The organism is Muribaculum sp. (assembly GCF_029051885.1).
GTDB lineage: Bacteria > Bacteroidota > Bacteroidia > Bacteroidales > Muribaculaceae > Muribaculum.
In genome coordinates this window covers 1-23937 of sequence record NZ_JAIDKI010000213.1, presented here as the reverse complement: position 1 = coordinate 23937, position 23937 = coordinate 1, and the positions used below count along the sequence as shown (strand labels likewise).

Here is a 23937-nt window from a genome sequence, read left to right as displayed (position 1 = left end):
CGAGGTATCGTCGGTGTCCAACTTCGAGACCTACCAGGCCAACCGCCTGAAGTGCCGCTACCGTGGCGACGACAAGAAGACCCGTCTCTGCCACACTCTCAACGGTTCGGCTCTCGCGCTGCCGCGTATCATGGCCGCCCTTCTTGAGAACAATCAGACCCCCGAAGGCATCATCGTGCCTGAGTGTCTGCGCAAGTATACAGGCTTCGATATCATCGACTGATACATACTTTTTACCCTACTTATACGGCAATGGCCCGTCAGCGACATCGCTGACGGGCCATTGCTGCATTTTATTCGGTGCATTCGCTCCGGACCCTTACTACTTGTCGGTCAAGCCGGCAGTGGTCACGGTCAGCGGCCCATTATGGGCGCGAGATGTTTTACGAGCGAGCGTGGTATGGGTGCCTCAATCAGGCGCAGGTACCATTTCAGCGAGTGTGTGTCGCTCCCTGTGAAGTCGTACATCCCTTTTTTAAGCAGATGTATGGCGCGCTGCCTTACCTGCGGACCGTAGAATCCGGCTATCGACGGAAGATTGAGCTGGAGCATTATCCCCTGGCTCTTGATTCTTTTGTAGTCGTTTTCCGACATATACAGATAGCGCTCGGGATGTGCGAGCAGCGGGAAGTATCCGGCTTTTAGTATGTCGGTGAGGATATCATACAGACCTATGGGTGGGTTGGCGAATGATGTCTCCACGAGCAGAGTGTCGGTATGGCCGGTGGTGCGTGTGGCTATCGGGAGCAGGTCGCGCTCCGTGAGCCTGGCCGTGAATACCGTGTCGAGCATGTTCTCGGCCCCGAGTATCAGCTCCGGCATGTCGGGATTGCCGGCCGTGGCCTCACACAGCCTGTCGAAGTGCTGTCGGAGCGCGCATGGAGTGTTGGGCACATCCTCCATGATATGCGGAGTGAGGTATACCCTTGCCACTCCGGCTTCTTTCATCGTGCGGAGTGTGTCGCAGGTCTCTTCGATGGTCTTTATGCCGTCGTCGACTCCTGGAAGTATGTGGGAATGCCAGTCGGTAGCGCCCTCAAGCAGTCGCGAGTCGGCGAGTGTGGTTGTCGATTGTGAGAATGGCCACATATGAGTGTGTATATGTTAAGAGTTTGTAAATGTTACCGTCAGGGCCGTCATGCATCCTCCTTGCCATGACCGTAGCCATAGCCGTATCCGTAGCCATACCCGTAACCGTAGCCATAGCCGTAACCGTTTACCTTCGATGGTATGCCGTTGAGCAGAATGGTCATGTTGTTGAACTTCTTGTCGGTATAGAATCCCTGGATAGCGGGAACAAGTCGGCGGTCGAGCACACCTGAGCGCATGACGAATATCGTGAGGTCGGCCAGCGGGGTGATGATGCTTGTGTCGGCCACCATGTCGGTAGGCGGACAGTCGATAAACACCAGGTCGAACTCCTTGCGCAGATCATCGATAAGTCGGCTCATGTTGGGCGAGTACAGCAGCTCAGAGGGGTTGGGCGGTATACTTCCGCCGGGCAGCATCGACAGATTGTGGGTTTTGCCAACAGGCAGGAGTGCCTTGTGCCAGTCGTCAATCTCTCCGTTGAGATATCCTGTGACACCCGTTTTGGGCGAGCCTACATATTTGCTTATTGTGGTCTTGCGCAGGTCGAGGTCGACGATACATACCTTCTTTCCCTTTATGGCAAATGATGCGGCGAGATTGGAGGTGATGAATGTCTTTCCCGAGCCGGGGTTCATGGAGGTAAGCATTATCACCTTGTGGCTGGTGTTCTTGCCGATGATGAATTCGAGATTGGAGCGTATCACGCGGAATGCCTCGTTGACGATGTTGCGCGAGCCTTCCTTTACGAGTATCTCATATCTCTCCACGTCGCCGGCTTTAGGCTTGATGCCAACCAGGGAGAGCAGTCGGGCACACAGGCCTTTCTTCTTGACTTTGCCCGACATCGGGAGCTCGCCGAGGAATGGAGCGGTGATGTTCTCGATATCCTTGCGCACGCGCACCTTGGTGTTGAGGCTTTCCATGGTGAAGAGTATGCCGGCGGGTATGGCCAGTCCGGCCACAAAGGCTATCAGGAGTATGTTGCGGCGCACGGGCGATGTGGGGCCGGCAGGTCCCATGGGGGGAGTGATGATGCGTGTGTTGTAGGCTGTGAATGCCTGCGACAGCTCGTTTTCCTCACGCTTCTGCAGCAGGAACAGATAGAGCGCCTCCTTTACCTTCTGCTGTCGCTCTACCGAGAGCAGATATTTTGCCTGCTGGGGGTTGGAGGCAATCTGGTTGCGGCTCTTCGACTCGCTGCCGCGGAAAGCGCGTATCTGGGCGTTGAGCGCGCTTATCTGATTGTCGATAGATGTTATTATCGCACTGCGCGATGCCTCGAGCGAGTTGTCGCGGTCGATTACGAGCGGATTGCTCTCCGAGGAGTTTGAGGCCAGGGAGTTGCGTTCAAGCATCAGCGTATTGTAGTCGGCGATCTGCTTCTCGACCGTCGAGTTGCCGAGGCCTGAGTTGGCGGGCAGAAGTTGTCCTTTGTTGCGCTCGTCGGCCAGGAATGTGCGTATGTAGCGCGCCATGTAGAGTTGGTTGTTCAGCTCAAGCACATGATTGGCGGCTTCGTGGCTCTGGTCGAGATACATCTGGCTCACCAGTGCGAGGTCGGGAATCAGGTGTTCGGATTTGTATGATGATATGTCGGAATCGACATGGCCCAGTTCCTGCTCGATTACGGCGAGGCGGTCGTTGATAAACTGTGATGTTGCTGTAGCTATCTGGTTCTTGTCGCGTACCCAGTCTTCGTTGTAGGCCGATATCAGTGTGTTGATGAAATCCTCGGCGCGCTGTATGTTTACGTCGTTGCAGGTGAGGTTGAGCACTGTGGCGTCCTTGTCGGCAAGCTCTACGGTAAGTTTGCCCTGGAATATGTCGATGGCTGTCTGCGGCGGCGTGTGTACGACGGTTATCTTTTCAATCTCGACATTGTCGGGCGAGTTGTAGTAGGGTGTAGGGGTTATCGCTATCGGTCCGAGCGGGGTATCGATGGTGTCGCCGAGGGCTCCCGATACTTCGGCGTCGATTTTGCCCTCCTTGTTGCGGAATTTGTGGAGCGTCACGGTGCTGTCGGCGCGGTTGAGCAGCATCACAAACGAGCAGCTTTCGCTCTCGGGATAGCCATTGAGGCTTGCCGTGACGGGAAGGGTGAGGCCGTAGAGATACTTCTTGCGGAAATTTTTTGAAGTGATGTACGACATGTCGAGATTCAGGCGCCTCACCACTTCAAGTATGACCGATGGCGACTGCAGCGCCACCATTTCGTTGGTGACATTGGCTCCCGAGCTGAATACTCCGAGTTCGGAGAGCGAGCTGAGCTGGGAGCTTATGCTTGAGTTGCTTTCCTCGTCCTTGATGAGCAGCGATGCCGTGCGGGTGTATGTGGGCGATACGATAAACAGATATATGAGTGCAAGTACGAAGGTTGTGGCTACGGATGCTACAAACCATTTCCAGTGTACGAGACACATCTGCAGGAAGTCCTGCAACCGGATGGTCTGCTCTTCGTCGTGCTGTTGTATGTCGAAATAATCGTTTGCCATCTTGCAGTTGTTTTTGGAGTATTCGATGTGTTATGTCGGGGCTAAGCCGCTGTTATTTAATATTGGTTATGAGCACACCTACCGACGTAAGCAGCGACGCCAGCGAAATCCAGAATGATGTGGAGCGCAGATTGTTGCCGTTTACGGTCGACTGGCGCACACGGTTGTCGTTGGGCTCTACGTAAATCACATCGTTCTGCTGTATGTTGTAGGCCGGAGAGGCATACAGTTCGGCGGCTTTGGTAAGGTCCACACGGTAGGTGGTTGTAGTGCCGTTGATGTTGCGTATCACCACGATATTGTCGCGGCGTCCGAGTATGGTGAGGTCGCCGGCCATGCCAAGGGCGTCGAGCAGAGTCACACGGTCGCGGTTGAGATTGTAGCGTCCGGGGCTGTTGACTTCTCCGAGCACGCTTACATAGAGATTGTCGAACTCAACGGTGACTGTAGGGTCCTTTACCAGATGGCGCGATATCAGCTCCTCTTTAATCATATCGGATATCTGGCGACGGTTGAGCCCCGCCACTTTCAGCTTGCCAAGCACCGGGAAGTCAATCATCCCGTCGCCATCGACGGTGTATATCGACATCTCCTGCGACTGCGCCAGGGAGGTCTGCGATGAATAGCCCACGCGGCGTGCCACGATGGGCAGATTGAACAGGGCCGCCAACTGGGGGTCCTTAGAGTGGACTATTATTGACAGTTTGTCCTCAGGATAGATTTTTATTTCCAGAGGACTGGCCACAGAGAGCGAGCCTGCGGTGTCGACATCCTGAAAATATGTCACATCTTTCGGTGTTTTGCAACCGGTCAATATGGCAATCATGCATGCGATCATCGCTATGAGATTGCGATAACTAAAACGATTCATCTTTACTTAATTGTATACTTAGCCACAATCGGCCATCGCAGGCCGGGCATGGCAAATCTAATCTTTTAATAATATCGCACTTTGTTTCGATCCTGATTGTCCGGCATACGGACGTTTATCTCCATTGTTTACACATCAAAGTGCCTGTTACTGTGCAAAGTTACGCAAAAACGTTAATAATGCAAAATATATCAGACTTTTGGGATGTCGACGGTTGCGTAAGAGCATCCAGTGGCCACACCCGGATGGCGCGAGTAATCATTAGTGATTACCGCCGGAGGTGATGACGGTCGGAAAATCACTAAAATACGGTATGGCACACTATAGTGGAAGTGCGTAACTTTGCTAACGGATAATTATACGAAGTTAGTTAGAGCTTGTTTAATAATAAATGTTGCCGACAGGGTCGTATAGCCTGAGCCGATTTTTGACATGCGACGAAGGAGTGTACTTTATGTACACGACTGAGGACCATGGCGAAAAGCGGCCGGGCTATACGAGGCAAAAGGTAACTTTATAATCGTACAAGCTCTTGCCGTTTTTTGAGACAATTGCAAATTATATCAACAGGATGAAATAAATTACCTTCCGTCGGTCATTCGCCGGCATCTTTTCGCCTGCTCTTCGGTCGTTATGGAACCCCATAACTTCCTCATCACAAGCAAAAATCTGTTCGCCGAATGACCGCCCTGACGGTAACATTTATTATTAAACAAGCTCTTACGTCCACGGAGAGTCGCGATGTCTTGCCGTGGACTTCTTTTTGGGGTATCAGAGGCATTATATAGCCGGGTCCTGTGTGCGCACGATTACAAACTCGCTGCCTGTATACGAGAAGTCGATTATGCCCATGGCATATAGTCGGGCCACGATATCGGTAGCTGTGGCGCGCGATATGTGTGCTCCGGTCATGTAGCGGTCGACGGTGGTCATGCCCCATTCGTCGAGATAGGTGAGCAGAGCCGTCTCGGCCTGCGACAATGCGAACAGGGTGTCGCCTCCGCGCGCCATCCGCTCCCATGCGGCAATCATCACCGGATGGGCCACGATATTTTCATCCTTTACCCTGAAGTATGCGCGCCAGGAGCCTTCGGCATCGCGGGCGTAGACCGGGCGCTTGTCGGCCTTGGGTATTTCGGCGCGCACCACTATCGCGCCGGCTTCGACAGCAAATGCCGTAATCTCGACCTTCTGGGCCGGGCGGCAATACATCTGCGCCGCCTGCTCGATCATGTAGATATCCTCGTCGGAGCGCACTCCGGCCACTGAGCCGTTGTCGCGCACGCCTATGAGCAGACGCCCTCCGTCGTTGTTGGCGAAGGCGCTTATGGAGTGGGCTATCTTGGGTGCATCGGTGATGGCAAACTTGAAGTCCTGATGCTCATGTTCGCCCTCCTGTATCAGTCCGTGTATGTAGTATCGGCCGCGTATGGCCTTTATGTCCTTCATTCGGGATACACTGTTGGCATCTGCGGGTCGTAGATTACCTCGTCGAGATAGCGGCGTGCCTGGCGGCGTGCCTCGTCGAGGTCCATGTAGGAGTAGTTGCCGCAGTCGCGGGGAGTGGCGCCCGGTATCTCTCCCTCAAATCCTGCGATAAACTCCATAGTGGCCCGTATCATCTCCTTTACCTCAGCCGTGGAGTGGTCGCCGAGCAGCACGAGGTAGTTGCCTGTGCGACATCCCATCGGACCCCAGTACACTATGTCGGATTGCCATTGGCTGTTGCGCAGATAAGTGGCCGCAAGGTGCTCGATAGCGTGGAGGGCCGCGCCGTCGATGGCCGGCTCGCGGTTGGGCTCGGTCATGCGTATGTCGAAGGTAGTGATTGCATCGCCCGAGGGGCTCATATCACGGCGCGACAGATATATGCCTCTGCGCAGGGTGATGTGGTTGACGGTAAAGCTCGGAATCTTTTTCATGATTACAGTGCGTTGACGATGGTCTGGAGAGTGGAGAATGTGGCTTTGGGGGCGTCGGTCCAGAAGTCGAGATACTGGCCGGTGTTGTCCTCCTCCTTGCCCGGGGTGTCGCTCACCACGCGGATGCTTGCGAAGGGCACACCCTTTATATGGCATGTATGGGCCATTGCGGCGCTCTCCATGTCGACTGCTTTCACGTCGGGGTATAGCGCGGTGATTTTCTCGAGGTCGGCGGCATTGTCGACAAACTGGTCGCCGCTGGCGATGAGGCCGCGGTGTAGGCGGCTGATGCTTTCGAGGACGTCGAGCCCGAGCACAGCGTGAGCGCCTTCGAAAAATCGTGGCATACCCTGTATCTGTCCGCGCTCGGCACACGGGCCGCACCATACGTCGTGGTAGGCCACACGGTCGCCCACCACCACATCCATCACCCTGGCGTCGGAGCCGGTGCCTCCGGCCACGCCGGTGTTTATCACGAGTTCGGGGCCGAACGCATCGATGAGGGCGGCTGTGCCCAGGGCGGCGTTGACCTTTCCGATGCCGCTCTGCATGGCGGCCACGCTGTGGCGTCCGCCGGACATTGTGCCTGTGTGGAGGGTCTGTCCCGAGGGGAGCGCAGTCTTGGAGTGTCCTTCGATGTGGGGGAGCAACAGGTCAAGCTCCTTGCCCATTGCCACGATTATACCGATTTTCATATTGTTTCAGTAAGATAGGGGTGTAGGACGGCAAAGTTACGAAAAAGTTTTCACAGTAGCGGAAGGGTGTGGCCGAAGCCGTGCCGCGGAAGCCATGTCGAAGGGAGTAGGGCGGATGTATACAGGGAGCGCCGTGTCATACGTGATGACACGGCGCTCCGTCGAGTATTAAGTCGGTCTTATTATCAGTTGCGGGCTTTGTACCAGTAGGGATCGGCCTCGGCCTCTTCGCCTACTACAGCCATCACTTCGCCCGAAGGATTCTGGTTGGCTGAGGTGATTGCATGGTTGCCTTCCATCTCGGTATTGGGAATCGGGAAGAGGAGGATGGGAGCGTTGGCCGGGATGTTGAATACGGCCTCTGCGGGGAATCCTCCGCCACGGCGGTCGATACCCTTCTGGAGTCGGAGGCAGTCGGTGTAGCTGAATCCCTCGCCCCAGAGCTCTATACGGCGCTGGAACCATACCTCGTCGAGCATCTCATCCTGCGATGTGGCCGGGCATACATAGGGGGTGTCGCCTGTCCAGCGATAGGTGTTGACGAAGTTCTCCACAGTAGCCTTGGCTGTCTGCCAGTCGGTGTGGGCCTGGCATTCGGCAATGATGAGCTCCATCTCTTCGGTACGCATCAGAGGTATGTCGGTAGCTCCGGTAGAGTTAATCAGATAGTCCTGATAGGGGGCGAACTTGACCACTGCGTAGGGGGGACAGTCGAGCAGACCGAGGATTACGCCTACGCCATAGGGAGCATAGGGAGCCACGCTGGGGTCGTAACCGCCGGGAGTATAGTTGTCGACATTCGATTTGTATACGTAGATGCTGTTGTCAGGGTCTTCTTCGTCCAGCCAGTCGGGGTCGGGTTCGTTGCCTTGCCACCAGCCTTTGCGCACGTCGCCTTCAGGAATCATATCCCAGAGCTTGGCGTTGATGCAGCGCCATTGTCCGGCGTAGGCATAGCCGTAGGTGAGCGAGCCCATCATGCCGGCGAATGTATAGAGGCCGTGGGCATCCTGTTCGGAGATATGTATGCCCCACATGAAGTCGGACTGTGAAAAGCTGTTGAATGCGGGCTTGTCAACGACATTGGTGCCGCAGTTTGCAGCGTCGGTGAGCTGGAGAGCCATGGCGGCATCATCGGCAGCGTCGGCATAGAGGCCCTGGCAGAGGTTGGCGCGGGCGCGGAGACCGTGGGCCACGGCGGGGTCGATGAAGCGCTTGTCGAAGCGTGAGGTGTATATGCCCGGAGTGTCGAGGATGTCGATTGCCTCGTTGAGGTCTGACATAACCTGTGTGTACACCTGTGCTACGGTGCCGCGGGGTGTGCCGTTGGCGGCTGCCTCATCGGCGTTGAGTTCGGTTACCACGGGTACGCCCGGAGCCTGGGGATTGACGGTGTAGGGTGTGGCGAAGAGCTGTGCCAGCATGTGGTAGGCCCATCCGCGTGCTGCGAGAGCCTGTGCCTTGTAGCAGAGCAGGGTTTCGTTTTCAGTGTCGCCGGGGATAGTCTTCAGCAGGTCGTTGGAAGAGTAGACCACGCGGTAAAGTGTGCCCCATGTACATGTCAGTTCCTGGTTGGTGGGGGTGTTGTCGGTATAGAGTTCGCTTGTCTCAAACCATCCGTAGTTCATCATCATCGACATGTCCTGGCTGCGGTTGTCGAGCGAGAGCATTGTAGCGGGATAGCCGAAGTCGGCGAGGAAATCGTCGATATTCTTTTCGAAAGCGTAGAAGTTGGCATACACGGCAGACATTACGCCCTCGATAGATTCGGGATTCTCTTCGATGGCATCCTTGCGCTGTCCGTCGGTGTAGTATTCTCCCATCGGGAGGGTATTGAGGTCGTTACACCCGGCCAGCATTACTGCGGCGAGTGAGCCGGCAAAATATTTTAAAGTCTTTTTCATCATGAAATTTCTTAGAGTGATTAGAACTCAATTTTCACACCTCCCGACAGCGCGCGCAGGGCGGAGTATGAGCCGGCGAGCGATGTGGCATATCCCTGACGCGGGTCGAGACCCTTGCGCTTGCTCCAGAGGTAGAGGTTGTCGCCGGAGAAGTATACGCGGATATTAGAGCAGCAGAGCTTGTCGGCAACCTTCTTGGGAAGGGTGTAGCCGGCGGTGATGTTGTTGATGGTAAAGTAGTTGCTGCTGATAAGCCAGCGGTCGGACATGGCATTGATGTATGTAGCCTGGTTGCCGGCCCATGAGAGTGCGGGCACGTCGGTGTTGCGGTTTTCGGGAGTCCATGCGTTGAGGATATCCTTGTGCATGGCCATACCGGCATCGTTGTTGTTGGCGCCGTACATGAGGAGCTGGTAGCCGTAGTCGATCATCTTGCCGCCTGCCTGGAATCCGCAGTTGATGCCGAAGTCGAATCCGTAGACCTTGATGTTGGTCGACACACCGCCGTATACGGGGGGCAGAAGGTTGCCCGATTCCTGACGGTTTTCAACATATCCCTGGGCTGCGTCGCCGTTGCGGGCGAGCGACCAGTTGCTTACCTTCTCCTCGGTGCCGTCGGTGCGGCGAGCCCAGTAGAGAGCGTTACCGTTTTCGGGATCGACGCCTGCATACTTGACGGTGTAGATCTGATACATCGACTTGCCTTCCTTGTAGATGCGTGAGCCGTTGATCCATGTGCCGTTGAGTTCGGGAGCGAGCTTGAGCACCTTGTTGCGGATGTAGGTCACGTTGGCGCTTACTGTCCAGTCGATATTCTTGTTGCGGATAATCTGGTAGGTGAGGTCGAGCTCAAGACCGCTGTTGCGCATCGAGCCGATGTTCATGGGTATCTTGTCGTAGCCGAGCGACGATGCTGTCGGACGGTAGTAGAGCATGTCCTTTGTCTGGCGAGAGAAGTACTCGAGAGTACCGAGCAGGCGGGAGTTGAACATTGCGAAGTCAACGCCTACGTTGAAGCTGTTGGAGGTCTCCCAGGTGAGGTCGGGGTTGCCTTTGTAGTAGAGCGGGCCTACCGACCAGAGGCCGTTGGAGCCTGAAGCCTGATACTGGTCGGCCCAGGGATAGTAGTTGCCTACGTTGTCGTTGCCCTGCTGGCCGAACGATGCCTTGATTTTGAACATGTCCATCCATTCGACATTGTCCATGAACGACTCGTTGGCGAGGTCCCATGCTGCGCTGACGCTCCAGAAGTTGCCCCAGCGGTGTTCGCGAGTGAATCGTGAGGAGGCGTCGCGGCGGTAGCTTACGCTGGCGAAGTACTTGGAGTCGAAGTCGTAGTTGACGCGGCCGAAGTATCCGCGGGTGGCGTATGAGTCGATTGTGCCGCCTACCTCGAGGTTGTCGATTACGTTGCTCAGAGTGTAGTTGTCGTTGGAGAAGATAGTCTCGCCGCTGCCGTAGATGTCGGCCATGTTGAGGTCGTAGCTCTCGTAGCCGAGGAGCACGTCGATGTTGTGTACGTCATTGAATGTTCTGGCGTAGTTGGCGAGGAACTGGAGGTTGATCGAGCGGTTGCGGATGGTCTGCTGGGTCACGTTGCCGCCGTACATCGCCATCTGGCCGTAGCGGTTGTTGCCCATAGAGTTGTAGCGCTGCCACTCGAGCCAGTATCCGAGCGACCCGGTGAGGGTGAGGCCCTGAATCTGGGTGGGGGTGATCTGTGCGAACCATTTTCCGTTGAACACGTCGTAGAGGTATTCCTCCTTGTTGTATACGAGCTCGCCGGTGGGGTTACCGCCTGCCATGAATGTACGAGAGAAGGGCATGCCGTCGAGGCCGCTCATACCGTAGTCGTAGAGCACACGGTTGGAGGTGGGGTCGTGCTTGAAGTTGCCGCTTGCGTCGCGCAGGTACATCGGGTACATCGGGCCGATGAAGTTGGCGATATAGGATGCGTTGCCCGAATATCCCTCTTTATCCTGTCCGTAGGGCTTGTTGGAAGCCTGGTAGGTATAGGTCATGTTGGTGCCGATCTTGAGCCAGTCCTTGGCCTGGTACTCTACGGTGGCACGTGTGGTGAGGCGCTTGAAGTCCGACTCCTGGATTACGCCCTGGTCGTCGAGGAACGATGCGCTCACCATATAGTTCATGCGGTCGTTGCCACCGCTCACGCTGAGGTTGTACTCCTGGCGGAAGCCGTTGTGGTATGTACCCTTCTTCCAGTCGTCGGGCATGAGGCCGATGTTGCGGGCCTGGTCAAAGTTGCCGAGGGTGGCGTTGGGGTTCATTGTGCCGTCGGCGAGGAAGAGGTGTTCGCCCTGGGGGATGGTGTACATCTGGTAGCCGAACACGTTTCTGTTGCCGCTGGGGGCATCCATGTAGGCGTTGGCATACTGTATGCCTATATCTTCGCCACCGGCAGCGGTGTAGTAGTTGCGTATCGAGCGGTAGAAGAGACCGTAGTATGTGGGTATGTCGTCGACAGTCTCGTAGTCGCTCACCTGGCGCGAGTTGGCACCCCAGCGTGCTTCGAGAGTCACCTTGGCGGGGCCGGCCTGGCCGCGCTTGGTGGTGACGAGAATCACACCGTTGGCGCCGCGGGCACCGTAGAGGGCGGCCGAAGCGGCGTCCTTAAGTACGGATATCGACTGTACGTCCTGGGGGTTGATTGAGTTGAGGCCGCCGTCGTAGGGTATTCCGTCGACTACATAGAGCGGGGTGGTCTTGGCGTTGATGGAGCCTACACCGCGGATGAGCACTGTGGGCTCTTCGCCGGGCTGACCGGTGGTCGACTGGAGCTGTACGCCCGATACGGTGCCTTTGAGCACTGACGTCACGTCGGTCACGAGGCGGTCGGAAATGTCGGATGCGTTGACCACAGATGCCGAGCCGGTGTAGGTGGAGCGCTTGGCTGTACCGTAGGCCACGGCGATTACCTCGTCGAGCTGGTTGGCGCTGGTGAGCTCGATGCGCATGGTGCCGGTGGGGGCGATGGCAAGCTCACGGGTGTGCATGCCTACATACGACACCTTGATGTGGTTGACACTCTCGGGAAGGGACAGGCTGAACTGTCCGTCGATGTCGGTGGCGGTGCCGTCGGTTGTGCCTACACCCATCACGGTGGCACCTACCAGAGGCTCTCCGTCCTCAGCACTTACTACGATACCCTGTACAGTGCGGTTGGCCGCAAACGTAGCGAAGGTAAACGCGAAAAGTGCCGTTAGAAAAAAAACGATTCTTTTCATACTTTGTAACTGTAATACTGTAATATAGACTAACTTTAATACTGTGAATCTTCTTTTGAAATCGAAATGCGGCGGTTGCTTGGCTACCTCTCGCGGGGTTCTTGCAGCGCCATATTCATGTCGGTTGTCAGTGAATCGGGACTGCAAAATTACTCGATTTCACATTGCAAAACAAAATTTAACCATAAAAAGATTAAACAAAACGCATTTTTATGGAAATTTTCTTGTTTTCGGCCTGTTTTCCGAGCAAAGTCGCACCCGGCCCCGCTGCATGCCTCTTTTGAAAAATTGCAAACGTTACATCGATATAAATGTATTAAAAATCACAAATCGGAATAAACAAATGTTAATTTAACAATAATTAACCCCAATGGGGGGGGGTAGAAGTCTATTTTATTAGTAATTTTGCATGCCATTAGCAGGCATATGATATATTCTGCCTGAAACAGTTGGTAATGGAAAAGTTAGCGCCGGGCTGTTTCCGGTGTGGAAATTTAAGCGTATGAGATGAGGAAATATCTTCGACGTGCTATAATTTTAATCGTCTTATTGTTTGCAGGAACAATCGCTACGGAGGCACAACTTGCAGTAAAAAACAACCTGTTGTACGACCTTACAACAACTCCTAATCTTGGTCTGGAGTATGGGGTAGGGTACCGTTCTACCGTCAATCTTGTCTATGGCCTCAACCCCTGGAGCTTCTCCGGCGGAGAGCGCAAAGCCAAGCACTGGGTGCTCATGCCCGAGTACCGCTGGTGGCTCTGCTCGCGCTTCAACGGCCACTTCTTCGGAGTGCACGCCCTCGGCGGAGAGTTCAACGCCTCCAACGTCAATATCCCCGTGCCCGGAGCCTTCTTCGGAGGCGACAACCTGCGCAGCGGAGTGCGCGACTATCGCTATCAGGGCAGCTTCCTCGGAGCCGGAGCCACCTACGGATACCAGTGGATACTCTCACGCCACTGGAACATCGAGGCCGAGGTCGGAGTCGGATACGCCCGCGTGTGGTATGACAAATATGCCTGCGGCGAGTGTGGCGCGCGCCTGGCCGACGGAGGCACCAACTACTTCGGCATCACCAAGCTCGGTATCTCATTCCTCTATCTCTTCTAACCTATGATTACCGCCTACGCTATGAAACGACTTTTACTCTCTATGTATATGTTGGCCGCCGCAATGCTCCCGGCCACACTCTTTGCGGCACAGTCGACGGGCATCACACGCAACATCGACTTCCACCGTGCCGGCCCCGACATGCGCGTGGCCATGGACCTCGTGCTCGACTCCCTTGCCCTCGGCGCCGACCATCAGATCTACGTCACCCCGGTAATCAACGGAGGCACAGCCGACTCCACACAGCGTGTCGCCCTCCCCACGGTCCTCATCAACGGGCGCAACATGCACTACGCCTACGAGCGCGGGTCGCTGCGCCGCGAGATTGTCGACTCCTACAACCTCTCGGCCGAGATATGGCGCCACAACGGACGTCCCCAGCAGCATCCCTACGCCGAGACCACACCCATGCGCCGGTGGATGTACGGCCCCAAGGCATTCCTCAGCATCGTCTACGACACTTGCGGATGCGGAGTGCCCGCCGGACGCGAGATTGTGAAGATACCCCTCGGCCTCACCCCCGTGATGCGCCACGCCTATCTCACCCCCGAAGTCACCGAGCTCCCCGTGGCCATCCACGAAGGCAAGGCCCGCGTGCAGTTTGAGGTCGACCGCACAGAGCTCCACCCCGAGCCCTACAAGTGCCGCAACGGACAGCGCATCGACAACCGCGAGCAGCTCTCCATCATCTACGACTCCATACGCTACGCCACCTCCGACCCCAACGTCGAGATAGCACGTATCGACATATGCGGATACGCATCGCCCGAGTCGCCCTACAGCCACAACGACTACCTCGCCACCAACCGCTCGCGCGCACTCGCCGAGTACATAGGCGAGCGATTCAGCCTACCCGCCGAAAAGTGTACCTACAGCGCCGTGCCCGAAAACTGGGGCGAGTTCCGCGAGATGGTTGTAGCCTCGCCCGAGCTTACCGACCGCCAGCGCGCCGACCTCATCGAGCTTATCGACGCACCCACCTACGGCCCGTCTGACTTCGACGCCAAGGAGCGCACCCTCAAGACCGACCCGCGCTTCGCACGCCTCTACCGCGAGCTAATTCTCCCAAAATGGTTCCCGCGCCTCCGTGCCACCAAGTTTGCCATATCCACACGCCTCAAGCCGATGTCCGACGAGCAGCTCGCACGCATCATCGACACCGACCCTGAGATGATGTCGCTCAACCAGATGTTCCGCGTGGCACGCCTCTACCCTGAGGGCTCACCCGAGTTCAACCGCGTGATAGGCATCGCCCTCAAGCATTACCCCGACTCGCCGGTGGCCAACCTTAACGCCGCCGTAGCTGCCATTGCCGATGCCGACTACGACCGCGCGGCTACTCTGCTCGACCGCGCCGGCGACTCGCCCGAGGCAGAGAACGCACGTGGTGTCGTGGCGGTACGTCGCGGCGACTTCGACACTGCCCGCACCCACTTCCTCAAGGCTGCCGACCGCCTGCCCGAGGCCGCCAAAAACCTTGAAGAGCTACCGTAATAATCCCCCTCCCTCTCTCCCCGCCAATCGTTATCATTCCCTTAAACAGAGGCTTTACAAAAACCTATTCATATATACACAGTTGCTGGCCGCTTGACACCATCCCCCACGATGGTGCCTGGTATGCACTCTGCATCTGAATTTTATCAATCAATCACATAATTTCTCAATCACATGAAATTTAACAGATTTATTTATGCGACGATGGCAGCTGCCCTCCTCGCAGCCTGCTCCGACAAGGACCCCCTCGGCGATGGTCCCGACAACGGTGTCGGCAATCCCGGTGAGAACATCGGCGACGGCTACGTGGCCGTGCAAATCAACCTCCCGACAAATGTTGTTTCTGCTGCTCCCCGTGCCACCAACGACAACTTTGACGACGGTACACCCAACGAGTATCGTGTGAGCAATGGTGCCCTCCTCCTCTTTACCGCAGCTCCTACCGACAAAGAGGGTGACGCCGTATTCAAAGCGGCCTACGACCTCAACCTCGAGAGCTACTGGATTTCCAAGCCCGACGAGACTGACAACATCACAACCTCCAACCTCGTTGCTGTACAGGTCACCAACCCTGCCCAGTCCGGCGAGAAACTCTATGGCCTCGTGATGGTCAACTTCCGCAACGTAGCAGGTATCGGCGAAGGCAATACCCTCCAACTTAAAGCCGCTGACGGAAGTCCTGCTGAATTCTCCGGCAAATTTTCCGACCTTGTGAATAAAATCAGCGAATGTCCGTTCTATACCGGTACAGGCACAGGTGCTACCAACTTCTTCATGACCAATGCTCCTCTGAGCAGCGTGGCTGACAATACCAAGCCCAAGGCTTCCAACGTGACCACACTCGTCGACATCACCGACGGCATCAAGCGCACACGTCTTGAAGCTGAGAACGCTCCTGCCGGCTCATTCTTCGTTGAACGCGCCGTGGCCAAGGCCACCCTTTCGGTCACTGCCAACAACGGACTGAACGTAGGCACAGGAGAAAATGCTGTGCACTTCACAGCCGAAAATATCGAGTGGACTCTCAATGCCACCAACACAAAGTCGTATATCGTGCGTAATATGGGCGACCTCTCCTATATCGGCTACCAGAGCCCCGGCAAGCCTTTCCGTATGGTCGGCAACCAGAAGATGGGTACTACCCAGATTCAGCCCGAGGTCGACCTTTACCGTACATACTGGTGTATTGACCCCAATTATGACACCTATACCGAGGGCGACCTTACCTATAAGGAAGACAAGACTACTACTGACTTTGTAAAGGCCGGTAGCGGAAATCCCCTCTATTGCTACGAGAATACATTTAATGTAGATCATCAGCTTCATCAGTACACTACCCAGGCTATCGTAAAGGTACAGTTCAAGGTAGAAGGTGCTGACGACGCCGCCACATTCTATACCATCAACGACCGCCAGGACATCATCTATACCGATAAGGATGAAGTCATCACATATCCTGTAAGCTATATCCTTCAGGATTCGCGAGTTGCCGCTGCTGTCAAGAAGGCTATTGAGGGTACAGGCCAGTCGGTAAGCATTACCAACGAGAACTATAACAAGTACATGACCATCACATTCACCCGCAATGACAAGGGTCTGTATGCTGTAAGCGCTATTGAATTCATCGCTACCGAATTCGAGAAGCTCAACAACGGCAAGGATCCCTCCGATTCCGAATATGTACAGGGTAAGAAACCCGAATTGGAAGGTACTGCATATGCAAATCTTCTTATCGACGTCAATAAAGCATACACAATCGCCGAGTATAAGGATGGTGTAAGCTACTATCCCGTACGCTTCAAGCATTTCGCCGGCGCAAATGCTTCTGACAATAATGACCTCGCTCCCTGGGATGCCGACAAAGTTGGCGCTTCATCCTATGATTATGCCGGATATACCGGAGACAAGTCGGGCGACGCCGAAAACATGTGGCTCGGCCGCTACGGTATGGTCCGCAACAACTGGTACGACCTTAATGTCACCGGCTTCAACAAGCTCGGCAAGCCCTCTATCGGCGGCCTCGAGGTTGACTCCGACGGCACTCCCGACGACAACGTAGAGCAGTGGATTGCCTTCAAGGTCAACATCCTCTCTTGGGCTAAGCGTGTACAAAGCGTAGATCTCTAATCTATATTACGGAGTATTCTCCGACACACATTCTCTTAAACCATAATCGCGGGCACGGCTCAGGGCCGTTGCCACCACAGCGCACCCCCTCCCGGCCCGCGATTATTTTTTTACTCCTTCATCCCCCTCTTCCCCTCTACATCATCTCTCCGACTCCTCAACAACCATAAGCTACCTCTTTCCTGCCCCATTCTCTCTCCGCCCCATATAAACCGATCAAAACAAGATGACCCGCTTATCTCAATATATAATAGCCGCCTGCTCCATGGCTGTCGCCATGCTTGCAGCATCATGCACAATGATCCAGGACTCTGTCGACTACTGTCCCACCGGACTTTACGTACGCTTTGTCTACGATTACAATACCGCGCGTGCCGACATGTTCAAGGACCACGTCGGTCACGTCAGGCTCTACGTGTACGATGAGCAGGGTCACAAGGTTGCCGAGCGCTCGGTGTCCAACACCACCGCCTCTGCCCCCCTTGCCGACTACGGCTACGCACTCCATCTCGACCCCTCCGAGCTAAAGCCCGGACGCTACCGCCTCCAGGCTGTGGCCATGCAGCGCGACTGGGACACCGCAGCCGCTGCCACCGGAGCACGCTACCGCCACGAGGCCGAAGTGACCCACGGCGAGGCAATGCGCATCACCCTCGACCACGACCCCGACGTGATACCCGGCACCGAGCAGCACCTCGTCGACCACAAGAGCCTACCCCTCGATACACTTTGGCACACACTCAAGGTACAGAGCCACGCACCCACCGACGGTGTCGCTCCCCTCGCCATACAGCGCACATCGCGACCCTACTCGGTATACCCCCTCGACGAACAGTATGTGACCGTCACCGACAACATGGCCACATACGCCACCATATCGCTCATACGCGACACCAAGCATCTCAACATCACCATGCGCCATCTCGACTTCCCCGACGATGTGTTCCATCAGGATTACGAGCTGACGTTGGTCGACGACAATGCTACTCTGCTCCACGACAATGCCCTCGCCCCGGCCGACTCCCTGAGGTATACTCCCTATGCCGCATGGACCACGCGATTCACCGACGGCGGTGTGATTGTCGACCCCACGGTGCCACGGGCCGACGCGGGCGACGATGCCCCCGACGGACTCCGCTACCAGCGTACAGCCCACTACAATCTCATGTTCAACCGTCTGATGTATAACGACGATGCCGCCCGCTCAGCCATTCTCCAGGTGCGCAACCTCAACTCAGGCAAGGTAGTGGCACGCATCAACCTCCCCTACATGCTCGCCGAAGGGCGCGCGGCCTACGAGCTCTACGGCTACTCCCCCCAGGAGTATCTCGACCGCGAGTACGACTACCATCTCAACCTCTTCCTCAAGGGTGAGTCGTGGGCCTACTGCGACATCGTGGTCAACGTGCTCTCATGGTCAAAACGCCATCAGAACGAAGAACTCTGACCCCCATCCCAGCCATATCTCCACCCCGTTGAATATTAATGTACCGCATATATAAAGTCATATTACCGATTCTGCTGCTGCTCGCCGCCGCATGCTCGTCCGATTCCATATCAGGGCCGGACAGTGCGCCCGTGCCCCCCGCCTGTCCGGAAGGGCCGGTAGAGTTCGGCATGCTCATCTCGCTCGGCGACAATGACGGGGAGCGCTCGTATGGCGACATGCCCTCCGGACGCGCCACACCCACCGACGGCGACTACGACCCCGGTGCGGGCTACGAGAACTTCATCGATATCAGCGCCGGCGACTTCGCTCTCTATATCTTCACCTCCGGCGATGCACCATCACTCATAGCGCGCGCCGAGATTACCGGCCTTGTGCCTGCCGACGGCGGCACCTCCGAGTCGTCCAAGCGCTATCTGTGCCGCTTCCGCGTCGACGATGCCAAGCTCCTCTTTGATACCACCGGCAAGGCATACTTCCGCCTCGTCATGCTCGCCAACTGGCATGCATGGACACTCGCCTCAGGCCAGTGGGCCGACTACCCCGTGCTCGCCGCCGGAGCCACTGTCGACGACCTCTACCGCGCCGTCGGCTCCACACGCTCATTCCCCGAGAAGGCTGTAGGCCCCGAGCTCACCCGCGACACCCGCGTGCCCCTCTTCGGCATCCACCAATATTCGGACGTCGACCTCATGGCCAACGGCCTTACCGACCTCGACGAGACTCTCCATCTGCTCCGCGCTTTCGCCAAAATCGAGGTATACGACGCCCCCGACACCAAGCGCGCCATCGAGTCGGTAAGCCTTACCCGATGCAACACCCTCTTCAAGTGTATGCCCTCGCGCGTATACGACAAGGGCGACTATGTCACCGGTTCCCACACCACCGACTATGTCGACCATGTGAGCCTGCCCGGCGATGACGCCGATGCCGACGGAGCGGCCGCCCCCGGCGTGAGCACCGACATCCCGTTCTTCAAATACTCCAAAGGCAACTCCGGCAAGGGCTCCTGGATAATCTACGTCCCCGAGTACGACAACACCTCGGCCTCGGCCACCAAAGCGCAGATCAAAGTCACCTTCTCTGGCGATTTTCCTGATTCGGAGGACTATGTAGATTTTAAATATTATAGTGGCAATCAGAAAGATGTCGAATTTGATATATCAAGGAACAATTGGTATATATATCAGATAAACAAGAGTATTGATTCGGATGTGAAAGTAACAGTAGTAGTACTTCCATATTCTTCAGTAATTCTTGATCCCGACTACGGATTGGAAATTGAAAAGGATTTTATTCCTGTCTATGACGATAATGGTTATATAATGGCATATTATGACTATCATACAGGAATATATTATGGTACAGATAAGGTAACTGTCATATTTAATCCGTCATGGTCGATAGATCCCGTGACCGGTTGGTATCTCATTCACGATGATAACGGTAAGCTGATTTACTATTACGATGCTTCTACCGGACAATATTATGATTCTGCCCGTAATCCGATTGATAATCCGTTTCTTTAACGACCTCATAACATTATGAATTCTTTTATCCGACATATATATTTTTTTATTTCTTTCTTTGCCGGCATAATATTCTACGGTTGTGTCGATGAGATGGAATATTATTCCGCTGACGGTGTTGATGGTTCTGAAGTCGATATAAGGTTGACTATTACCTATGAGGCAGAACAATCCATCGAACTTTCAACGCGTGCCTCCAGTGTTGCCGACGGTGATGCGATATCTGATATTACCTCTCTTGCGATGTTGGTATATAATCCGGATGGAACTCTATATAAAGCATATCAGGTACTTGGCGGTACTCCTTCTTCCGATATATCCGGTGTGAAACATACCAAGGATGAAGCAAAGCTCCCTGATGGTACTATTACCGACACTCCAAATGGCAGAGTAGACTATAATCTGCATATACGCTCAGGTTATTATTATGCGTATGCTGTGGCAAATATTCCTGACTTACTGTCTGATAATACCGGGAAATATGATTATTCCACACGTGATGCTCTGAAGCGTATTCGTAGGGATTGGGATGAATCTGTCCTCGCTAATAACTCGGAGATGCTTGGTATATTTACTGTTGGCGACCCCGATAGAAATGCCACTGATGATAATACTATTGCAATATCAAAAAAACAGCCTCAACTTTATGCATGGGCTCGACGACTGGCATCAAAGGTGACTGTCGGGTTTGATGGTACTGACCTCTATAATGGAGTCCAGGTATATATTCGCGACATATCAATAAAAGATATTCCTAAGAATTGTTATCTTGGATTGGAGAATCATCCGGGGCTAAAAGCTGACGGGACTGAGGCTCCGCGGTCACAGAGATATGATGTGGATAATGGTTTGATAGCTCTTGGTGGAACTCGCTATATAGAAAAGGATTTGCCGTATAGCTCAGGGAACGGAGGTACTATTATTATGCCTGACAATTACAAGCATATATGCAATTCCAAGCATCGTTTCCTGGGTAAAGGAGATGACGATAGTGATGAGCCAGAGAAACTTGATAAAGACCATGCGTATAAGGCCGAGTCATTGTTTTTTTATGAAAACATGCAAGGTATTGGCAAATCGAAAAAGCAGTCGCAGGACGGTACCAAAATAGATTTCCCTAATCCTGATGAAAATAAGGATGGTTCCGGTTGGAAGGATGAAAAAGCCTATGGGACTTACGTAGAGGTAACAGGTTTCTATAGGTGTAATTCTCCAAATGGTTATATTAGTTCCGGAAATATAAAATTCCGGTTTATGCTGGGACAGAATGCGGAGGATGATTATAATTCTATCCGCAACACTCACTATAAACTTACATTACGTTTCAAGGGCTATGGTAATGATGCAGACTGGCATATAGAGTATGAAGAAAATTCAGGTATTTATGCATCAATGCCTGTATATGTCTCATATCTGTATAATAAGCGGACGACTGTTCCTATCAAGATTGTAGGTCGAATAAAACCTGGTACAAAATTGTCGGCAGAGATAGAAGATTCGCAGAAAGGGTTATGGAAGCCTTGGGGTGACGGTTCTGAGGCGTTCCCTATACCCCCTACAACGATGTATCATAGTGCGAACGATATTTTTAATGACGGAGCCTGGAATGGGTTCCTTGCATTGAAAAAATCGAATATTTTACAGGTCGAGGATCCGGCGTATAAAGATTTGGGATCTCGATTTACTCCAGAGACCACGAAATATAATGAAACGCATTGGAAGGAAAAAAATCGACTGGTAGGAAAAAGAGATTATGAAATAGGAAATGAACTTGGAGACACTTATCAGGAATTCGGTGATGATAGCGATAATGCAGAAGGTAAATATAGTGTGAATTTTACTGCATATGATGACTCCCGGAAAACTGTTGTAGAACGAGTATTTAATATTCCGTTATATACACGTCCAAAGAATCTTGTCACGAAGACTGCATATACCGGCAATAACGTATATTCGTCACATCCAAGATTCTGTAAAGTCAAATTTACAGCAACCTTGTGGGATACAGATAAGAATGATTGGGTGGATAAATCGATAACTCTCAATGTAATTCAGGTGCGCCGTATTGAGAATCCAAAGGCGGTGTGGCGTGATAAGACATCTGACCCGTTTCATGTTGTTCTGACTCGTTTGATTGCCTACGGCAAGGAAAATTATCAGAAATTTGACTCCGATGGTATCTGGAGTGCATCGATTGTAAGTGGCAGTGACCCGATTATTACATTGAGTACAACTCCGGAGGGTCTTGGTCCTAACCGTATACCTCAATCTAATGTCAACCGAATAGAGGGTGGTGCGCAGTGCCCAATAGATTTTAATATTAATTTCAATGGAAATGAGGGCTTTGCTGTTGTACGTGTCAGATATCACAATCTTATGTGTGAGCATGATATATTTGTACGCAAAGGCATCGGTCCGGTTGCATTGGTTGATAATGGAGTAGAGTGGCAACCTACTAATATTTATAGATTTGCTACAGGAAATAAGCCAGTTCGGACTGCTGATCCTCGCGAAGCAGGTTCATTTTTTAGACGTGGGTCATATACAGCCATACTTGAAGATAATGATGTAACATATCCTCCGGATGTAGAACATAAAGGTAATTTATCGACGCAATCATTTAAGGTGCTTGCTTCGGGAAAAACGTCTCAGGAGTCCAAGAAGTGGGATGATATTACTCCGGATATTAAGGTTATGGATAATACTATCGAGTTCAGTGATGGACACAAGGGTGCTTATGACTGGCCTGTTAAACCATCTGTAAGTGGCGAGCGCTTGGCTTCGATCGATGACTTTTATGAATTGATAGCTCCTGATTATACGGTTGATACTTGGCCTATTAAACAGGCATATGGAGTGCTGTATGGTGATGGGGCTACAGAAACGCAGACATCTTTTGCTAAAGCACATGGATATACAAGAAGTAATCCGGATCCAGAATCCGGCATGCGCGGTATAGTTGTCTATAATAAGAATAATATGAAGCAGGTGTTCTTCCCGATTGGAGCAACCGGGCATGGACGTAGAAAAGGTAATGCATGGGTTTCGGAGCCGGGAGTGTTACGTTATGCAGGACGTAATGCAGCTAATCCAACAATCTATGCCCCTCTGTTCTATGACTTGTATAAGCGCCCTGGAGCTGTCTACTGGTGTAAGTTATGTCGCTCGTTACCTGATAACCCGGATAAAAAATACTCATCAGCATTTGACTTCAATTATTTTGCTTATGGCTTTGAAGGATTCTCAAATGATGCATTGGGTTATATTGATAAAACAATTCAGCTTGATGGGACTAATTCATCTGCGTGTTTTTTGCGAACAGTTATTGATCCCAAACTAAGGAATAAATGATTTATTCATGGGGAATGGCAAGGGTTGTGTTGTCACTCCTGCTGCTTGTGGTGGCGGGCGGCTGCATTACTGAGAAGGATGAGCCGGTGGTGTCGCTTGCTGTGGGCGATGCCGTGCCGCAATTCTCGGTAACGCTCGATGACGGCACGCTCTTCGACTACGACGCAATCCGCCGCCACCGTTGCGTCATCGTATTCTTCGACACCTCGTGCCCCGACTGCCGGGCCGCCCTCCCAGTCATACAGTCGGTAGCCTCAGAGCTCGCCGCCTCTCCATCCGGCGTTGCCGCCGCTGAGCTGCTCACCTCCGGTGTAGTTTATCCCTCTTCTGAGCTCTCCGAGCATGCCGATTCATCCTCGGATACCTCCGATGAAGCCATGGATGTGCGCTTCATCTGCATTTCCCGAGGCGAGGCGCAACCCTCGGTGGGCGCCTATTGGCAGGAGTCCGGTCTCACCCTCCCGTATTCCGCACAGCCCGACAATGCCGTCTACCGCCTCTTCGCCAACCGCATCATTCCGCGCGTCTACGTCACTCGTCCCGGCTCCCCCCTCCCTGTCATCTCCGCCATCTTCGTCGAGCGCCTCACCCCCGAAGCCCTCGCCGCCGCCCTCCGCTAACGCGCGTTGGGCCGCCCCCTTGTGTATCCCCCGCATCC

General features: G+C 53.8%; 15 protein-coding genes and 1 pseudogene. 8 read left to right on the top strand and 8 right to left on the bottom strand.

The annotated features are described in order from the left end of the window. Positions 1-223, top strand: a pseudogene (locus K2I50_RS08850) (serine--tRNA ligase); the annotation flags it as partial. Between the two features lie 131 nt (positions 224-354). Here K2I50_RS08850 and K2I50_RS08845 read toward each other — a convergent pair. The 8 genes from K2I50_RS08845 to K2I50_RS08810 form a co-directional block, all read right to left on the bottom strand. Further along, positions 355-1089, bottom strand: coding sequence for a tyrosine-protein phosphatase (locus K2I50_RS08845; protein WP_301025958.1), 735 nt, complete (start codon positions 1087-1089; stop codon positions 355-357). Positions 1090-1136: 47 nt separating this feature from the next. Beyond that, positions 1137-3584, bottom strand: a complete 2448-nt coding sequence (locus K2I50_RS08840) for a GumC family protein (RefSeq protein WP_301025957.1) — start codon at positions 3582-3584, stop codon at positions 1137-1139. A gap of 52 nt (positions 3585-3636) precedes the next feature. Next, complete coding sequence (locus K2I50_RS08835) at positions 3637-4455, bottom strand: polysaccharide biosynthesis/export family protein (RefSeq protein WP_301025956.1); 819 nt, start codon at positions 4453-4455, stop codon at positions 3637-3639. Positions 4456-5235: 780 nt separating this feature from the next. After that, positions 5236-5904 (bottom strand): AlbA family DNA-binding domain-containing protein, encoded by a 669-nt coding sequence (locus tag K2I50_RS08830; RefSeq protein WP_301025955.1) that lies wholly within the window; start codon positions 5902-5904, stop codon positions 5236-5238. Next, on the bottom strand, positions 5901-6377 hold the full coding sequence (locus K2I50_RS08825) for an S-ribosylhomocysteine lyase (RefSeq protein WP_301025954.1): 477 nt from the start codon (positions 6375-6377) through the stop codon (positions 5901-5903). The genes K2I50_RS08830 and K2I50_RS08825 overlap by 4 nt, the downstream gene beginning before the upstream one ends. 2 nt (positions 6378-6379) lie before the next feature. Further along, positions 6380-7072: a 5'-methylthioadenosine/adenosylhomocysteine nucleosidase gene (locus K2I50_RS08820; protein WP_301025953.1), complete on the bottom strand. Its 693-nt coding sequence runs from the start codon at positions 7070-7072 to the stop codon at positions 6380-6382. 185 nt (positions 7073-7257) lie between these two features. Further along, on the bottom strand, positions 7258-8976 hold the full coding sequence (locus K2I50_RS08815; RefSeq protein ID WP_301025952.1) for a RagB/SusD family nutrient uptake outer membrane protein: 1719 nt from the start codon (positions 8974-8976) through the stop codon (positions 7258-7260). 20 nt (positions 8977-8996) lie between these two features. Next, positions 8997-12221: a SusC/RagA family TonB-linked outer membrane protein gene (locus K2I50_RS08810; RefSeq protein WP_301025951.1), complete on the bottom strand. Its 3225-nt coding sequence runs from the start codon at positions 12219-12221 to the stop codon at positions 8997-8999. A 549-nt stretch (positions 12222-12770) separates the two neighbouring features. On the opposite strand from K2I50_RS08810, the gene K2I50_RS08805 reads away from it, so the two are divergent. From K2I50_RS08805 to K2I50_RS08775, 7 genes are all read left to right on the top strand, one after another. After that, positions 12771-13331: a DUF3575 domain-containing protein gene (locus tag K2I50_RS08805; RefSeq protein ID WP_301025950.1), complete on the top strand. Its 561-nt coding sequence runs from the start codon at positions 12771-12773 to the stop codon at positions 13329-13331. A 21-nt stretch (positions 13332-13352) separates the two neighbouring features. Further along, positions 13353-14825, top strand: coding sequence for a DUF3868 domain-containing protein (locus K2I50_RS08800; RefSeq protein ID WP_301025949.1), 1473 nt, complete (start codon positions 13353-13355; stop codon positions 14823-14825). Positions 14826-15029: 204 nt separating this feature from the next. Then, complete coding sequence (locus K2I50_RS08795) at positions 15030-16952, top strand: fimbria major subunit (RefSeq protein WP_301025948.1); 1923 nt, start codon at positions 15030-15032, stop codon at positions 16950-16952. A gap of 226 nt (positions 16953-17178) precedes the next feature. Continuing rightward, a complete protein-coding gene (locus tag K2I50_RS08790) occupies positions 17179-18399 on the top strand; it encodes a FimB/Mfa2 family fimbrial subunit (protein WP_301025947.1) in 1221 nt (406 codons plus the stop codon). A gap of 38 nt (positions 18400-18437) precedes the next feature. Beyond that, positions 18438-19928, top strand: coding sequence for a hypothetical protein (locus K2I50_RS08785; protein ID WP_301025946.1), 1491 nt, complete (start codon positions 18438-18440; stop codon positions 19926-19928). A 15-nt stretch (positions 19929-19943) separates the two neighbouring features. Next, positions 19944-23279: a DUF4906 domain-containing protein gene (locus tag K2I50_RS08780; RefSeq protein ID WP_301025945.1), complete on the top strand. Its 3336-nt coding sequence runs from the start codon at positions 19944-19946 to the stop codon at positions 23277-23279. After that, complete coding sequence (locus K2I50_RS08775; RefSeq protein WP_301025944.1) at positions 23276-23899, top strand: TlpA family protein disulfide reductase; 624 nt, start codon at positions 23276-23278, stop codon at positions 23897-23899. Before K2I50_RS08780 ends, K2I50_RS08775 begins: the two co-directional genes overlap by 4 nt. Positions 23900-23937: the final 38 nt, after the last annotated feature.

Coding starts and splice junctions, on each gene's coding strand:
- K2I50_RS08785 (WP_301025946.1), top strand. CDS start 18,438: ATGTACCGCATATATAAAGTCATATTACCGATTCTGCTGCTGCTCGCC.
- K2I50_RS08795 (WP_301025948.1), top strand. CDS start 15,030: ATGGCAGCTGCCCTCCTCGCAGCCTGCTCCGACAAGGACCCCCTCGGC.
- K2I50_RS08790 (WP_301025947.1), top strand. CDS start 17,179: ATGACCCGCTTATCTCAATATATAATAGCCGCCTGCTCCATGGCTGTC.
- K2I50_RS08810 (WP_301025951.1), bottom strand. CDS start 12,221: ATGAAAAGAATCGTTTTTTTTCTAACGGCACTTTTCGCGTTTACCTTC.
- K2I50_RS08775 (WP_301025944.1), top strand. CDS start 23,276: ATGATTTATTCATGGGGAATGGCAAGGGTTGTGTTGTCACTCCTGCTG.
- K2I50_RS08815 (WP_301025952.1), bottom strand. CDS start 8,976: ATGAAAAAGACTTTAAAATATTTTGCCGGCTCACTCGCCGCAGTAATG.
- K2I50_RS08845 (WP_301025958.1), bottom strand. CDS start 1,089: ATGTGGCCATTCTCACAATCGACAACCACACTCGCCGACTCGCGACTG.
- K2I50_RS08840 (WP_301025957.1), bottom strand. CDS start 3,584: ATGGCAAACGATTATTTCGACATACAACAGCACGACGAAGAGCAGACC.
- K2I50_RS08825 (WP_301025954.1), bottom strand. CDS start 6,377: ATGAAAAAGATTCCGAGCTTTACCGTCAACCACATCACCCTGCGCAGA.
- K2I50_RS08830 (WP_301025955.1), bottom strand. CDS start 5,904: ATGAAGGACATAAAGGCCATACGCGGCCGATACTACATACACGGACTG.
- K2I50_RS08820 (WP_301025953.1), bottom strand. CDS start 7,072: ATGAAAATCGGTATAATCGTGGCAATGGGCAAGGAGCTTGACCTGTTG.
- K2I50_RS08780 (WP_301025945.1), top strand. CDS start 19,944: ATGAATTCTTTTATCCGACATATATATTTTTTTATTTCTTTCTTTGCC.
- K2I50_RS08800 (WP_301025949.1), top strand. CDS start 13,353: ATGAAACGACTTTTACTCTCTATGTATATGTTGGCCGCCGCAATGCTC.
- K2I50_RS08835 (WP_301025956.1), bottom strand. CDS start 4,455: ATGAATCGTTTTAGTTATCGCAATCTCATAGCGATGATCGCATGCATG.